17 protein-coding genes are annotated in these 15437 nt (G+C 42.0%); 2 read left to right on the top strand and 15 right to left on the bottom strand.

The window, feature by feature from the left end:
* Positions 1–208 precede the first annotated feature (208 nt).
* The 11 genes from ADF75_RS04940 to ADF75_RS04990 form a co-directional block, all read right to left on the bottom strand.
* Positions 209–1840, bottom strand: a complete 1632-nt coding sequence (locus ADF75_RS04940) for a Na/Pi cotransporter family protein (RefSeq protein ID WP_048789370.1) — start codon at positions 1838–1840, stop codon at positions 209–211.
* A 144-nt stretch (positions 1841–1984) separates the two neighbouring features.
* Positions 1985–2335 (bottom strand): 30S ribosome-binding factor RbfA, encoded by a 351-nt coding sequence (gene rbfA, locus ADF75_RS04945; protein WP_006596876.1) that lies wholly within the window; start codon positions 2333–2335, stop codon positions 1985–1987.
* Between the two features lie 73 nt (positions 2336–2408).
* Positions 2409–5132 (bottom strand): translation initiation factor IF-2, encoded by a 2724-nt coding sequence (gene infB / locus ADF75_RS04950; protein WP_048789371.1) that lies wholly within the window; start codon positions 5130–5132, stop codon positions 2409–2411.
* Positions 5133–5148: 16 nt separating this feature from the next.
* Positions 5149–5448, bottom strand: a complete 300-nt coding sequence (locus tag ADF75_RS04955) for a YlxQ-related RNA-binding protein (RefSeq protein WP_048789372.1) — start codon at positions 5446–5448, stop codon at positions 5149–5151.
* Complete coding sequence (rnpM, locus tag ADF75_RS04960; RefSeq protein ID WP_048789373.1) at positions 5441–5737, bottom strand: RNase P modulator RnpM; 297 nt, start codon at positions 5735–5737, stop codon at positions 5441–5443. The genes ADF75_RS04955 and rnpM overlap by 8 nt, the downstream gene beginning before the upstream one ends.
* 10 nt (positions 5738–5747) lie before the next feature.
* Positions 5748–6893 (bottom strand): transcription termination factor NusA, encoded by a 1146-nt coding sequence (gene nusA, locus ADF75_RS04965; protein WP_006596880.1) that lies wholly within the window; start codon positions 6891–6893, stop codon positions 5748–5750.
* A 45-nt stretch (positions 6894–6938) separates the two neighbouring features.
* Complete coding sequence (gene rimP / locus ADF75_RS04970; RefSeq protein WP_185776856.1) at positions 6939–7427, bottom strand: ribosome maturation factor RimP; 489 nt, start codon at positions 7425–7427, stop codon at positions 6939–6941.
* Positions 7428–7591: 164 nt separating this feature from the next.
* The gene (gene trmB, locus ADF75_RS04975; RefSeq protein WP_048688825.1) at positions 7592–8227 is read right to left on the bottom strand and encodes a tRNA (guanosine(46)-N7)-methyltransferase TrmB; all 636 of its coding nucleotides are present in this window, start codon (positions 8225–8227) and stop codon (positions 7592–7594) included.
* The gene (ccrZ, locus tag ADF75_RS04980) at positions 8224–9018 is read right to left on the bottom strand and encodes a cell cycle regulator CcrZ (RefSeq protein WP_023022280.1); all 795 of its coding nucleotides are present in this window, start codon (positions 9016–9018) and stop codon (positions 8224–8226) included. Before ccrZ ends, trmB begins: the two co-directional genes overlap by 4 nt.
* A 40-nt stretch (positions 9019–9058) precedes the next feature.
* Positions 9059–10114, bottom strand: a complete 1056-nt coding sequence (locus tag ADF75_RS04985; protein WP_048688822.1) for an ABC transporter permease — start codon at positions 10112–10114, stop codon at positions 9059–9061.
* Entirely contained in the window at positions 10111–10842 is a 732-nt protein-coding gene (locus ADF75_RS04990) for an ABC transporter ATP-binding protein (protein ID WP_048688818.1), read from the bottom strand. The genes ADF75_RS04985 and ADF75_RS04990 overlap by 4 nt, the downstream gene beginning before the upstream one ends.
* 67 nt (positions 10843–10909) lie before the next feature.
* Between ADF75_RS04990 and ADF75_RS04995 the strand changes: the two genes are divergently transcribed.
* Together ADF75_RS04995 and ADF75_RS05000 are read left to right on the top strand one after the other, a co-directional pair.
* Positions 10910–11323 carry an HIT family protein gene (locus ADF75_RS04995; RefSeq protein ID WP_048688815.1) on the top strand — a complete coding sequence of 138 codons (414 nt, stop codon included), beginning with the start codon at positions 10910–10912 and terminating at the stop codon, positions 11321–11323.
* A gap of 13 nt (positions 11324–11336) precedes the next feature.
* Positions 11337–11633 carry a hypothetical protein gene (locus ADF75_RS05000; protein ID WP_048688812.1) on the top strand — a complete coding sequence of 99 codons (297 nt, stop codon included), beginning with the start codon at positions 11337–11339 and terminating at the stop codon, positions 11631–11633.
* Between the two features lie 48 nt (positions 11634–11681).
* On the opposite strand, the gene brpA is transcribed toward ADF75_RS05000, so the two are convergent.
* The 4 genes from brpA to ADF75_RS05020 form a co-directional block, all read right to left on the bottom strand.
* Positions 11682–12851, bottom strand: coding sequence for a biofilm formation/cell division transcriptional regulator BrpA (gene brpA, locus ADF75_RS05005; protein ID WP_048688809.1), 1170 nt, complete (start codon positions 12849–12851; stop codon positions 11682–11684).
* Entirely contained in the window at positions 12851–13381 is a 531-nt protein-coding gene (locus tag ADF75_RS05010) for a GNAT family N-acetyltransferase (protein ID WP_048789374.1), read from the bottom strand. Before ADF75_RS05010 ends, brpA begins: the two co-directional genes overlap by 1 nt.
* A 2-nt stretch (positions 13382–13383) precedes the next feature.
* Positions 13384–13833: a tRNA (adenosine(37)-N6)-threonylcarbamoyltransferase complex ATPase subunit type 1 TsaE gene (tsaE, locus tag ADF75_RS05015; RefSeq protein WP_048789375.1), complete on the bottom strand. Its 450-nt coding sequence runs from the start codon at positions 13831–13833 to the stop codon at positions 13384–13386.
* A gap of 123 nt (positions 13834–13956) precedes the next feature.
* Entirely contained in the window at positions 13957–15378 is a 1422-nt protein-coding gene (locus ADF75_RS05020) for an NCS2 family permease (protein WP_048789376.1), read from the bottom strand.
* Between the last annotated feature and the right edge of the window lie 59 nt (positions 15379–15437).

Genomic DNA, 15437 nt, shown 5'->3' on the forward strand with positions numbered 1-15437 from the left:
TGACTTAGTTTTGAACCTAAAGTTTCAAAACTCCCGAGTGGCTGAAACTTTAGCGCTTCAGCCACTTTTCTCACAGCGGAAAGTAATAAATTTGTTTAATTAATTAAAAATACAAATTATTTTTTTGAAAAAATTTTCTAGCTATTTTATGAAAAAAATTTGTCTACATTCTAAAATCCAGTCCTAAAGAACTGGATTTTTCGTTTTTTTAGATCTGCTCCAATTGTACCTTCTCAGCTAAGTTCATGGCATGGTCTGCGACACGTGTATAGTGAGAGATGATATCAATAAAGTTGACACCTGCTTGAGGTGTACACTCGCCCTTGTTCAGACGAGAAATATGAGTCTTCCGCAATTTCTTTTCGAGTTTTTCAATTGCCTGATGGCGCTGTTCCAACTCTGCCGCCAACTCTTGGTTATCCTCTTCTACACTTCGAAGGGCATCTTTAACAAACGTCGCCGTTTGCTGGTAGATATCTTCTAATTCAGCCAAGGCATTGTCAGAAAAGACAACTTTCTTCCGAATGAGATAATCCGTCAAGTTGATCAAGGCTTCTGCGTGGTCTCCAATCCGCTCCAAATCTCGAGAAGAATCCAAAATATTGGTCAAGGATTCGCTTTCTTTTGGACTCAAAGCTTCACTGGACAAGCGGATCAAGTATTTGGTCAACTGATCATCGATGGTATTAATCGCTTCTTCTGTTTTATGGCCTTTTTCAGCCAACTTTTCTTCTTGATTCAAAATATAGCGATAAGATAAATCAAAAATCTTTTCAGCATAAGCTCCTAAGTGCAAGAGTTCTTTTTTAGCATTTCCCAAGGCAATCGAAGGAGCTTGGGTAATCAAATTTTCGTCCAAGTAAAGTGGTTCGTATTTGACCACTTCATCCTCACCAGGAATCAATTTCGTCACAAAGTAAGCCAAAGCCCCAATGAATGGGAATTGAACGATGGTGTTGGTCACATTAAAAGCACCATGTGAAAAGGCAATCGTCATCTCAGGTGAGAGATGCAACTGAGCTTGGAAGAACTCAATCATACTTGTAAATGGTCCCAACAAGATGATACACAGAATGGTCCCGATGACATTAAATAAGACGTGGGTCGCTGCAACCCGTTTGGCAGAAACATTGGCCCCCATGGCAGCAATGATAACGGTGAGCGTAGTCCCAATGTTATCCCCAAATAAAATTGGCAATGCTCCCTTAAGATCTAAAAATCCACCTGAGTAGAGACCTTGCAGAATCCCAATCGTTGCAGAAGAAGCCTGGATCAAGACTGTGATAATGGCTCCAGCTAGCACTCCGAGGATTGGATTCTTCCCAAGGGTTACCATATATTGGCTAAACTCTGGCAAGTCTTTCAAAGGACTCATCCCTGCGCTGATGAGGTTCAAGGCGTAAAAGATTCCCCCAACCCCAAACAAGATCCGACCAATATTGTTAGCTATCCGATTCTTGGTAAAGAAGAGACAGACTGTACCGACAAACATAATGGGCAAGGCATATGTTCCCAACTTGAAACCAATGATGAAGGAAGTGACCGTCGTCCCGATATTGGCCCCCATGATGATCCCAATTGCTTGGCGTAGCGTTAATAGACCGGCACTTACTAATCCAACCGTAATAACAGTTACCCCGGTACTAGACTGGATAAGGGCAGTCACGACAATCCCTACGAGCACCCCTAGAAATGGATTACTGGTATATTTGTCGATATAGTAACGAAGGCGATCCCCTGCAGCCTGTTGCAAGCCATCACCCATAGTTTTGATACTATATAAAAATAGTCCCAAACCACCTAAGAAGTTAAATAAAATGTTCTGCCAATCAATGGACATTCCTTTTCCTCCATCATCATTCGATAAAAGTTTACTCACTCTATTTTAAAACATCCACCCCTTCGGCACAAGTTTTTTTTGAAATTTCTTCTGAATTTTGCCATAAAAAAACGATAGACTCTACAGAATCTATCGTTTTGTTCATTATTTTTTATCAAGATCGCGTAACATTTGGTCAATCTTGTTTCCATATTCAATGGATTCATCTTTGACAAAGGTTAAATCTGGAATTTTGTACAATTTTAAATTCCGACCTAATTCGCGCTTGATGGTTCCTGTTGCTTTTTCCAGCCCTGTCTGAGCCTTTTGATTATCTGAAGCCAGGTCACTCATAATCGAATAGTAAACCTTGGCCATCGACAAATCGCCTAGCATTTGAACATCCGTAATGGTGACGCCTTGGACACGCGGATCACGAACTTTCTTTTGCAAAATTTCGTTGACTTCCCGCTTGATTTCCATACCGACTCGGTCTGTCCGAAAATGACTTGCCATAGGAACTCCTTTCTGCTCTGTCTTTAAAAACTAGGAAATAGGAGATTACCTTTCTTCCTTCCTAGTTAACAGTTTATTTTTTAATTTCTTCCATGATGTAAGCTTCAATGGTATCATCAGTCTTGATATCATTGTATCCTTCGATCATCAATCCACCTTCGCGACCGTTGGTCACTTCTTTGACATCATCTTTATAATGTTTCAAGCTAGCAAGAGCTCCATCATAAATGACGACACCGTCACGAATGACACGAACTTTGGAGTCACGGGTGACCTTACCACTGAGGACCATAAATCCACCGATGGTACCCACTTTAGAGACCTTAAAGGTTTCACGAATGACTGCTTCCCCGATGACTTTCTCTTCGAACTCAGGATCCAACATTCCCTTCATGGCATCTTCCATTTCTTCAATCACTTTATAGATGATTGAGTGAAGACGGATTTCTACCTCATCAGCTTCTGCTTGCTGACGTGCTTGAGGCGTAGGGCGGACGTTAAATCCAATGATGAAGGCATTTGAAGCTTCTGCAAGGGTGACGTCTGATTCGTTGATGGCACCAACTGCTGAGTGAACGATGGTCACTTTCACACCTTCCACTTCAATCTTTTGAAGGGAAGCAGCAAGGGCTTCAACCGATCCTTGTACATCGGCTTTAATGATGACATTAACGGATTTCACTTCTCCAGCCTTCAAGGTATCAAAGAGATTTTCAAGGCTGACACGGTTGGTTGCTTGACGTTGTTTCATCAGCGCACGTTTCGCACGTTCTTCACCGGCTGCACGCGCAGATTTTTCATCTTCATAAACCGCAAAGTGGTCACCCGCCATTGGTGCTTCGTTCAAACCAGTGATAGAAACTGGAGTAGATGGTCCAGCTACTTTCACACGACGGCCAAGGTCATTGGTCATGGCACGGACACGTCCGAAAGTATTACCAACAACGATTGGGTCTTGGACATTCAAAGTACCTTGTTGAACCAGAAGGGTTGCAACCGCACCTTTTCCTTTATCCAAGCGCGCTTCGATAACCGTACCGATGGCACGAACAGTTGGATCTGCTTTGAGTTCTTGGATTTCAGCCACAAGAAGGACCGTTTCCAAGAGCTCATCGATATTTTGGTTGAACTTGGCAGAGATTTCTACAAACTCAGAATCTCCACCCCAGGCAGTTGACATAACTCCATGCTCTGCCAATTCACCGATGACACGTTCTGGGTTGGCACCTGGTTTATCAATCTTGTTAATAGCCACAATGATTGGAACATTCGCCGCTTTTGAGTGGTTGATGGCTTCGATTGTTTGTGGCATCACCCCGTCATCTGCTGCTACGACCAAGATGGTAATATCCGTAACAGATGCACCACGCGCCCGCATAGAGGTAAAGGCCGCGTGTCCAGGTGTATCCAAGAAGGTAATTTTCTTGCCATTTTCCACGATTTGGTAGGCACCGATATGTTGGGTGATTCCTCCTGCTTCTCCTGTCGCTACACGTGAATTACGAAGGGTATCCAAAAGGGTTGTCTTCCCGTGGTCAACGTGTCCCATGATGGTGACAACTGGTGGACGCTCTACCAGTTCATCTGGATTCAAATAGCCATCTTCGACGAAGAAGCGTTCGATATCCGCATTGTCCACTTCAACCTTTTTCTTGGCTTCAATTCCATAATCCACTAACAGAAGTTCAATGGTATCGCCATCCAAGGATTGGTTTTGTGTCGCCATCACTCCCATCATGAAGAGTTTCTTAACGATTTCCGCAGGCTCACGCTTAATCCGTTTTGCGATTTCCGCAACCGTCATTCCATCTGTGTACTCAAGTTCACTTGGCAACTCATGGAATTTACGCTCTGTTACTGGTTTTGGAGCTTCATTGCGGTTATTCTTTCCTTTTTTATTCTTTTTGTTGTTGTTCCAGTTACTATTTCTTTGATTTCTCACTTGGTTTTGACTACTTCGATTCTTTTGTTGTTTTCTTGGACCATCTTCTTCGCGATCAAAATCTTCACGTTTTTTGTCTGGTCTAGCTTGCTTTTTCCGACGTGTATCAACTGCTGCAGGACTTGGAGCCACTACCGGAGTTGCCTTCGCTGCTTCTACCTTCGGTTGTGGAGCGACAACTTCAGTCGCAACTGCCTCTTCACGCTTACGACGTTGTTGACGTTCTTGCTCTACCTTGGCTGCCTGGTTTTGCTTGTAGCGTTCTTCACTACCACGTGCATATTCCGCATTTTGCTCTGCCTTTAATGCTGCCGCACGGGCTTTGAAATCAATCTTCGGAGCGCCATTTACAGGATTTGGACGTCCTTGACCGTTGCCAGATTGCTCACGGCGACGATCATTCCCTTGGTTCCGGCGGTCATTTCCTTGATTTTTTCGCTCATTACGATTTTGGAAACGATCCCCATCCCGACGGTCGTTTTGTTGTTTCTTAGGTCGATTTCCTTGTTGTTGACGACGTTCCGCCTGCTCTTTTGCACGGGCTTCGCGTTCCGCCTTGAAATTACGACTCTTTGGCTTCACAACAGGTGTTGCCACTGTTTCCCTTGTCTTTTCTGGTTGGTTTGCAACAGGTTCTTTTGCAACCGGTGCAACTTTTACTTGTTTTTCTTCCTTCACTTTAGGAGTTTGGGGCGCCTTTGATGCAAAACTATTGACCAAACGCTCAACCGCTTCACCTTCGATACTAGAAGCGTGACTCTTTACCTCTAACCCTAATTCTTTCGCCCGTGTGACGACTTCTTTACTTTCCTTGCCTAGTTCTTTGGCAATCTCATACAATCTTTTCTTAGACAATTGCTGTCCTCCTCTTCTATTCCATAAGAGACCTCATTTTCTTTGAAAATCCAGCATCTGTCACGGCCGCTACCTTTCGTGAGCGACCAATGGCAGTACTTAATTCTAGTGTTGAAAACACGGTTAATACCGGAACGCCATAATAGTGGCATTTATCTGTGATTTTTTTGGTAAGATTGGGAGCTGCATCATCTGCTAGAAAGACCAAACGAGCCTTTCCTTCTTGAACAGACTTGATGACCAACTCTTCTCCAGAGATGATTTTCCCTGCTCGCTGAGCCAATCCCAATAAATTACTGACTTTTTGCTTATTCAAGGCCTAACTCTCTTCTTTTCACCTTGTGATCCACATAAGCAATCAAATCGTCGTAGAAAGCTTCATCCACTTCCATGCTAAAGCTGCGATTGAAGACTTTCTTCTTCTTGGCTTGAAGTGCTTCCTCATTATCAAGCTTGATATAAGCACCACGACCATTTGCTTTCCCAGTTGGATCGATAAAAACTTGACCTTCTTTATTTTTTACGATTCGCAAGAGATCTCGTTTATCGATGACCTCATTTGAAACGACAGACTTGCGTAAAGGGATTTTTCTTGTCTTTACCATGATTTCCTCCCTATTCGTCTACAGAATTCAAATCACTTTCTACTTCTTCAAAAGCAGGTTCTTGACTTGCTTCCATTTCTTCGTACTCACTAGCTGATTTGATATCAATCCGGTAGCCAGTTAAGTGAGCCGCCAAGCGCACGTTTTGACCACGACGACCGATCGCAAGAGATAGCTTGCTATCTGGTACTACCACAAGGGCATGCTTGCTGTCTTCTTCATCAAAGATGACTTGATCGACCTCAGCAGGCGCAATGGCATTGTAGATAAATTCTGCTGGATCTGGTACCCACTCAATGACATCAATATTCTCTTCTGTTGGGACCATACGATCCAATTTCTGATCATAACGAGCTGGGTGGAACTTGCTAGTAATCTTTTTGATATTCGATCCACCACGACCAACGATGGTTCCAATCGCATCAACGTTTGGATTATGGCTACGAACAGCCACCTTGGTCCGATCTCCAGCTTCACGCGCCACGCTCATGATTTCAACGGTTCCATCATAGACTTCAGGAATTTCTTGTTCCATCAAACGTTTGATCATTTCTGGATGGCTACGACTTACGAAAACGTTGACCCCACGAGGATTGTCTTCTACTTTGTAGACAAATACTTCGATGCGATCATGAGATTGGAAGACTTCACCCGGGATTTGGTCTTGTTTAGACAGTTGAGCTTCGATAGACCCTAAATTTACATAGATAAAGCGATTATCAAAACGCTCAACCGTTCCACTCATAATTTCATTTTCATGTTCTTTATAAGTGTTGTAGGTAATCGCACGAGTTTGCTTGCGCATTTTTTCCATGATGGTTTGTTTGGCAGATTGAGCTGCGACACGGCCAAACTCAGCAGGTGCTTCTTCAAATTTGATTTTGTCTCCTAATTCATAGGCAGAGCTAATCGCAAGAGCATCTTTCAAGCTAATTTCTAACCGGCTATCAAATACTTCATCCACTACTTCACGAACAGTATAAACGCGGAAGTCACCAGTCTTTTCATTAAATTCGATAGCAGCACTTTCTGCTTGACCATACCGTCTCCGATAAGCCGAACGCAATGATTCTGTGACAGCTTCAATGATATCTTCTTTTTTGATTCCTTTGTCTTCTTCCAAGATGCGAAAAGCATCTAGCATTTCTTTACTCATTCTTTTCTTGCTCTTAGGCTACTAAGAGCCTTCCTTTCTTTTCTTCTATAATTTGACAGCTAGTCTTGCTTTTGAGACAAGACTATAGGGGATTTCAATGGTTTTCTTTCTGGTTTTGTCCATGTATTCCATGGTCAATTGGTCATCTTCGAACTTAACGAGTGTTCCTTCAATGACCTTTTGTTTGTCAACTGCCTTGTACAAGCTGACATGGATATATTGACCCAGAGCTTTTTCCACTGCATCTTTGGTTTTTAAGGGACGCTCCAAACCAGGACTCGTCACTTCTAGGAAGTACTGTTCTGGGAATGGATCTGGTTGAATCTGATCCAACAGAGGACTAATCACTTCTGTTAAATCCGCTGTATCATTTAGAGTAATACCACCTGGCTTATCAACAAAGATACTTAGAACATAATCTCCTACAACCTTTTCATATTCAACATCCACTAATTCAAAGGGAGCTTGGATGGCCGGTTCAATAATTTCTGTTACTAATTCAACAATTGTTGCGATAGGACAACACCTCCTCACAGACAAGAGGCGAAGATATGTCTTCGCCTCTCCTTTTCTATTCGTTTTAAATATTTTAGCACAAGTTCCGTCGAAATGCAAGAATTTCGCCTTCCTCATTCATACAACTACCATCCAAAAGAAAAACGCCTCCTTTTCAGGAGACGTCGATCCTTAACTAGACTTTAAAATTGTGCTTCAACCCGATAAATGACCTGACCCTTACTTGAGAATTTCTTTTCATATTCGGTCATGACATTTCCCTCAAAATCACTAGCATGAAGATCTAACCAGACACCCTTCAAGGTCATTCCATACTGAGAAAAACTCACCAAACTGTATTCAAAGAGTCCTCGATTGTCCGTCTTGAAATGAATCTCTCCATGCTCTGGCAAAATCTGTTTGAAGGTATCTAAGAAACTCTTGTAGGTTAGACGACGTTTTTCATGGCGTTTCTTCGGCCAAGGATCTGAAAAATTGAGATACAATTGATCAATCTCACCGTCTTCAAAATAATTGGTCAAGCTATCTCCGTCCACCCAAAGTAACTTGATATTGGGAACGTCAGCTTCCAACACCTTATCCAAAGCGTAGCTTAATACTGATTTTTGAATATCAATCCCGATATAGTTAATGTCTGGATTTTGTTTTGCCATTCCAGTGATAAAGGCTCCTTTACCGCTTCCCACTTCAATATGAATAGGATGGTCATTCCCAAAAATCTCATGCCACTTCCCTTTGGCTTCTTCTGGCTTCAAAATGACATATTGCGGATTGGCTTCTAATAATTCGGTTGCACCTTTACGGTTTCTAACTCTCATGCTTCCTTCCCATATTTTGACCGGAAATTACGCAAGGCATAAATTTCCCGGTTCACATTCTCTAAATCATTATTTTCATAGTATTTTACAATCTGACAAAGGAAAGAGTATTGACCAAACCAGTACAATTTACCAAATACAGTTTCATTGTACTTATAGCCGTAATAGACCAACCAATCCTGCCACTGGGAATCTGGAATGTAGTGACTTAAAACATGAGCCACATCCATCATCCGATCTGTTAAGCGGACAGAATCCCAATCTACCAAGTAGATAAATCCACTGTCTGTTTCAATCCAGTTACTGTGACGGACATCTCCGTGAACAATGGTTGCATAATCTTCTCGAAAAGCTGGAACAGTCTGTCGTAAACTCTTTAATACAGATTGCAAATAATTGTTTTGACGCAAAGCGATTGGCAACTGACTGCTCAAAGAATTCAATAAATCCAATGGCGACTCAGCTGTGTAGCCCAACTTTCTCAATTGCGTCATCAAGGGGCGTGAACGGTGCAAACGAGTCAGGATATGAACCACTTGCTTTTTCCCCATCCCATTTGGAGTTAAAATTTCTCCATTTAACCATTCTTGTGCGCTCATCACATTTCCGTCAGGTAAGCGTCGGCTCCATAAGAGTTGTGGAGCAATTTGTTCTTTAGCTAACCCTGCTAATATTGGAGTCGTATTCATTTTGACAAATACTTTCCCCCCATCTGGATAAGTCCCCATAAAGGCTTTTCCGCTTTTACCAGCAATTGGGGTTAACGTTAGCTCTTTTTCGTTCGAGTCCATCTCTTCCTCCGTAAAAAGTTTCCCATCTATTTTACTAATTTTAAAGCGTTTCGTCAACTAATCGTCTCACCTTGAAAGGTGCATAACCATAGGCTAAAAAGCCTGTGAAAGCTAGCAAGGCCAGGACGAGAATTTTCTCTTCAAAGACCAGTAATCCCAGTCCTCCCTCGACAAGAACCACAAACAAAGTCACCGATTGAACTGTTTGAAGAAGCCCTCGTGTTTTAGCACTGATTTCCAAGGGGAAGAGTCGCGTTAAATACTGATAGTCAAAGGCCTTGTAGAGTCCGAGCAATTGAAAAACAAGTAAATAATTCAAGAGCCCCGCGACGGCTACTGCTACTAGCGTTTGCGGGATGAAGACAAAGACAGCGATTGCTAGTCCTAATAGACGCAGGCTCATGGAAAACAGATCTCCATTTCTGAGATAAGAACGGAGATACAGATTGTTCCAGGTCTTAGCACTGACTTTCGGAACCATGCTTGTTAATCTGTCTAAGTAGGCTCGCCGTTTCACGCTGTTGGTCATTCCTTTTACTGTGGTAAAAAGGGAGAAAAATCTTAGAATACTTTGCTTTCTCTGGTTTTCTAGCTCTACGATTCGTTTCCAATCAAGACCCGCCTGATTATAGAATCTTTTGCCCTTCCCTTGAAAAACAAGAACCTTCAACAAGAAGAGAATAGACAAATAAACCACTACAATGGTCAAAGACAGTCCTAAAGCCAAAGCCAAAGGGACAAACAGGACAAGTACAAGAGTTTGCAAAATCCCCCAGAAAATAGTCGCTCGTATAGTCTGTTGTTTCAAATAGCCTTTCAATTGCTCTTCTTTTGCCAGAAGGAAAATCATGTCTGGCTTCTCAAAATAGGTTGCGATAGAACCAATTGGAAGCAGGAGCAAAGGAGCTAGGGCAAGTACAAGGAGGAGAAGGCTCTTATCTTTTGGTAGAGAGCGCAAAAATTGGCTATACTGAACCGCTAAAAAGCCTAGAAAAATCAGGAGAAAGAGGACAAAGTGATCATTAAACACATAGCGAGAATATTTCAAGCACTGATTGCGAAAGGTCGTCTTCCTCTTTTGTAAAACTTCAATCATCGGTCCGCCTCTTTTGTTAGTGCAAGGTAAATTTCATTCAAATCGGCATTCGCCATTCCAAATTCTGTCCGCAATTCCTCTAAAGTCCCCTGAGCACGGACCTGCCCCTTATGGAGGATGACAAAGGCATCACACATTTTTTCAGCAGAATCCAGAACATGGGTACTCATTAAAATAGATTTCCCCTTCTCTTTTTCCACCTTCAATAATTGAATTAAATCTGAGATCGCAACTGGATCCAAACCTAAGAAAGGCTCGTCGACAATAAACAAACTTGGATCAACAGCAAAGGCACAAACAATCATGACCTTTTGTTTCATCCCCTTAGAAAAATGGACAGGAAACCAATCTAATTTTTCCTCTAGTCGAAATTGCTTCAAGAGAGGAGTCACACGCGCAAAAACTGCTTCCTGATCCAAGTCATAGGCCATCGCCACTGTCTCAATATGCTCACGCAGGGTTAACTCCTCATAAAGGCTCGGTGTTTCAGGAATATAACCAATTTTTTGGCGATAAGCACTTGGAGAAGTAGCTAAAGTCAAACCGTCGATCCGGATTTCGCCAGCATAGGGACGCAATAGACCTATAATTTCATTAATGGTCGTTGATTTCCCTGCTCCATTCAAGCCGATCAATCCAATCAATTGACCATCACCGACCTCAAAACTAACTTCTTTTAAGACAGGGATATTGACATAGCCTCCTGTCAGGTTTTTTATTTCTAACATATTTTCTTAGCTTTCTGGTATAATGTTCTTATATTATAACAAAATCTAGCGAAATTGAGGTACATTTATGGTTTCGGATTGTATTTTTTGTAAGATTGTTGCCGGAGAAATTCCTGCTTCTAAGGTCTACGAAGATGACCATTTTCTTGCTTTTTTAGATATCTCTCAGGTCACTCCAGGCCATACCCTTGTGATTCCAAAAAAACATGCCCGTAATCTGTTGGAAATGACACCAGATGAAACAGCTGATCTTTTTAACATCGTTTCAAGAGTCACCAAAAAAGTGGAAAGTGCTACACAGCCTCAAGGAATGAATATCATTAGTAACATGGAAGAAATTGCGGGTCAGTCTGTCTTCCACACCCACGTCCATATTCTTCCACGCTACTCTCAAGAAGACGACCTAAAGATTGATTTCATTGCCCACGAACCTGATTTTGACCGCCTTGCTCAATTAGCCAAGGATATCTCAAACCATTAAAAAGGAGCTTACTATGAAATTAAGAGATCTATTTTGGTTTGCGACTGGAGCAACCATCAGCTATCAACTTGTTAAAAATCGGGAACCCCTTAAAAATGAATTCAACGAAACCAAACAACTCACGGATGGAATCCAATCAAATGTTTCTAAAATCAAAAAAAACATTGAAATCATTCAGGAGCAACGAGTCCTTTTAAACCAATTACTGGAAGACTTTTCCTATAAGGCAAGGGTCTTTTCTCAGCAAGCCAACGCTTCTGTAGAACAAATCCAAACTATTTGGTCTGAGAAATCTAATACGAACGACTAACCAAAAAAGGTTTTGAGATAGCTATCTCAAAACCTTTTTTTTTTTAATTTAGTTTCCTCCAACACCAGCTACAGTTGTATCCGTATAAGGAGGCACTATCTGTTGGTATGGTGTCACCGTTTCTGAACTTACAGAAGTTTCCGGAACATAGGAAGGATCGTAATAGCCCCCACCAGTATTCTGACTCGACTCTACTGGGCTTTCGCCACTTTCTGACGAATCAGTACCCCTAGCTTCATCGCTATCCAATAGAACAGCACTTGTTTTGAGCTTTCTTACAGGCGATAATCCAAGACTTTTGCGCAGGATATTCTGCATCTTCAACAGGTGTTCTGAAGTAACAATTTGGTAACTTCCGCCATCCGCTAGGGTGGCATCTTCCCCTTTCAACTGTTCCATACGGATGTTCTTCAAGGCATCTCGATAGCCCATCAAGTGCATCAAGCTATTCGTATCCAAGGAGATATTGGTCTGCATATTATCACTAACCGCTTCAATAATTCCTTGATAGTTGCTCAGACCATCCAAAGTCAATACTTTCTTGATGATCTTTTCAATGACTTCCCGTTGGCGTTTTTGACGACCATAGTCTCCTTCTGGATCTTGATAACGCATCCGTGAATATACCAATGCTTGTTCTCCATCAATCTCTTGACGACCAGGTGGAATTTTTGCTGTATATTCCGGTTCATTTTCTTCGATTGAAATATCAAAATCAAATGGATTGTTTACTGTGATGCCGCCAACCTTATCAACCAGTTGAACCAGGCCTTTCATATTGATCATCGCATAACGGTCGATATGAATATTCATCAAATCTTGGATGGTTTTAATGGCCAATTCTGCTCCACCTTGAGCATAAGCCGCATTCAGCTTAGCTTGGACAGTTTCTCCATCCTGCGTAATATTGGTCAAGATATCCCGTTCCAAACTCATAATCGTTGTTTCACGCGTCTGTGGATTTACCGTCACCAGAATCATGGTATCACTGTTTCCTACCCACTGATCCTCTCGTGAGCCTGATCCAGTATCAACCCCCATGAGCAAAATGGTCATTGGTTTGTTTTCTGCGATGACATTGTTTTCATCACCAATCCCTTTATAAGTCTTACTCAACGTATTTGTTGACTGATTGAGGATGGTCAGCCCATAGGCCGCAATCCCTATTGTCGTTACAGCTAACAAACTAAAAAACATTAATAGAATTTTTTTAATCATTAATTCTGTCTATCTATCAGTTTGCCCATTAGGTAAACATCCAGATATTCCCCTTCCTTGTATACGCCTCTCTTGCGGAGACCTTCAATTTCAAATCCTAGCGTTTGGTAGAGATGGATGGCCCGTTCATTTCGAACTTGGACACTGAGGTCTAACTTCCGAAGGAGGTTGGTACCTTCTGCCCATGCGATTCCTTCTTCTAGAAGAATACGACCCAATCCTTTATTCCAATAGGCCTTCCGAACAACGATAAAGAGATCTCCAATATGGCGCAAGGCTCTGTTTTGATCCGCTGCAATATTTAAGACACCTACCAGATCCTCACCCAAGTATAATAAGAGACATAATTGATTGTCTGTTTGTGCTTGTGTTTCAGCAAATATTTCCAACTCTTGCTTGGTCATCCCAAGCCCTTCTGGAGCCAAGGTCATAAAATCCGATTCAGTCGCTACATCTTTAAAAAAGTCGAGTAAACACTCTGCATCCGAAGCCTCAGCCTCTTTCAAAAAGAGATCCAATACCTGTTCCATCTTCAAGCTCCTACAGAAGTTAGAAATGAGTCCTTTAATTGTTCTGCACGTTCACCGACAGCTGACAAGCATATCTCACGTCCATCACCGTCCTTAAGCAGTTCAACCTTTAAATATCCAGCAGGAAGACTGGTCTCTAACAATTCTCCCCACTCAATGACGGTAACTCCTTCACCAAATAAAAAGTCATCCAAATCAATCGAATCTGGATCGTCTCCAATACGATAGACATCCAGGTGATACAAGGGCAAACGGCCTTCATATTCTCTCACGATAGTATAAGTAGGACTTTTGATCATCTGGCGAATGCCCAACCCTTGAGCAAGGCCTTTTGTAAAGGTTGTTTTCCCTGCCCCCAGATCTCCCGTCAGAATCACGACATCCTGTTTTTCTAAACGTTGACCCAACTGTTTTCCAAGGGCAATCAACTCTTGTTCATTTTGACTTTTCATTCCTCCATTATACCAAAAATAATTGATTATTGCCCACTATTTTTAGTCGATCAACCTTCTGCCTCACCTAAGACAATCAAAAAAAGCTTGGGCTATTTGTCCAAGCTTTCCTCTATGTTCATTCTAATGCAAGGCCATACTGATAAAGTTCAAGATAAACAAGGCATCTAAAATCCAAATCATACTGTGAACTTCTTTGGCTTCACCTTTGACCAATTTGGTTACTGTATAGGTAATAAAACCTGCTGCAATCCCATTTGTGATGGAATAGCTGAATCCCATAAAGATAGAGGTGAAGAAAGCTGGTACAGCTTCTGCCAAATCATCCCAATGGATGTTTTTCAAGCTACTCAACATCATGATCCCAACGATGATCAAAATCGGTGCTGTCGCTGCAGTTGGTACGATGGCAAGAAGGGGACTAAAAATACTTGACACTGCGAAACAGATGGCTACTACAAGGGCTGTCAAACCAGTCCGTCCACCAGCTCCAATTCCTGCAGCTGACTCAACATAAGTCGTCACATTCGAAGTACCTGCAATAGCACCAACAGATGTCGCTACGAGGTCTGAATAAAGGGCTTTATCCAATTTAGCGGATTGATGATTTTCACCATTTGTGGCAACAATACCAACTTTTTCACCAGTTCCAATCAAGGTACCAATCGTATCAAAGATATCTGTCAATGAGAAAGCGAGGATGGCCATCAAGGTTTCAGGAAGACGAGAAGTATTGGTAATCAAGGAACCTAATCCTTCTGAACCAAGTGCAGCTCCAAAAATTTTGCCAAGATCATTAACGGCTGCTCCAAGATGGGTACTACCAAAGTCAATCGTTGAAAGATCAACAATGCCAAACACAATAGCGAGGATTGTTGTCGTAAGGATAGAAAGGATAATTCCTCCTTTAATGCCCTTGATGACAAAGAAAACAGTAATGGCTAAGCCAGCCAAGGCAAGAAGGACTGTCGGACTATTAAAACTAACAAGTCCTGGGACCGCTGCAGAATTTGCTGTAATCGCTGCATTCGCTTTGTCAGCCCCTTCTCCTGCCACCGTATAGGTATGCGGATCAATCGAAAACTTCAACAAGCCAGCATTTTTAATTCCAACATAGGCTAAGAAAATTCCGATACCAGCTGAAATAGCTGAACGCAAAGCATTTGGAATTGACTCAATAATCATTTTCCGAACATTAGTTAATGTGATAACCAAGGAAATCAATCCACAAATAAAGACCATTCCCAAGGCTTCTTGCCAAGAATAGCCCATCCCAAATACCACTGTAAAGGTAAAGAAGGCATTCAAGCCCATTCCTGGTGCTTGGGCATAAGGCAGGTTCGCGTAGAAAGCCATCATAAGAGTCCCAACGACTGACCCAATAATGGTTGCCAGAAATACTCCTTGAGCTGGCATTCCTGTTTGGGAGAGCATTTGAGGGTTTACAAATAAGATATAAGACATGGCAAAGAAGGTCGTTAAACCAGCTAATACCTCTGTACGAACCGTCGTTCCGTGTTCAGATAGTTTGAAAAACTTATCCATTTTTCCAATAAACTCCTTAAAAAAAATAAATCTGCTCGCGACTCAATCACGAACAATAC

Origin of the sequence: Streptococcus sp. 1171_SSPC, from assembly GCF_001069335.1 — a bacterium.
In the GTDB taxonomy this organism is placed as follows: Bacteria; Bacillota; Bacilli; order Lactobacillales; family Streptococcaceae; genus Streptococcus; species Streptococcus xiaochunlingii.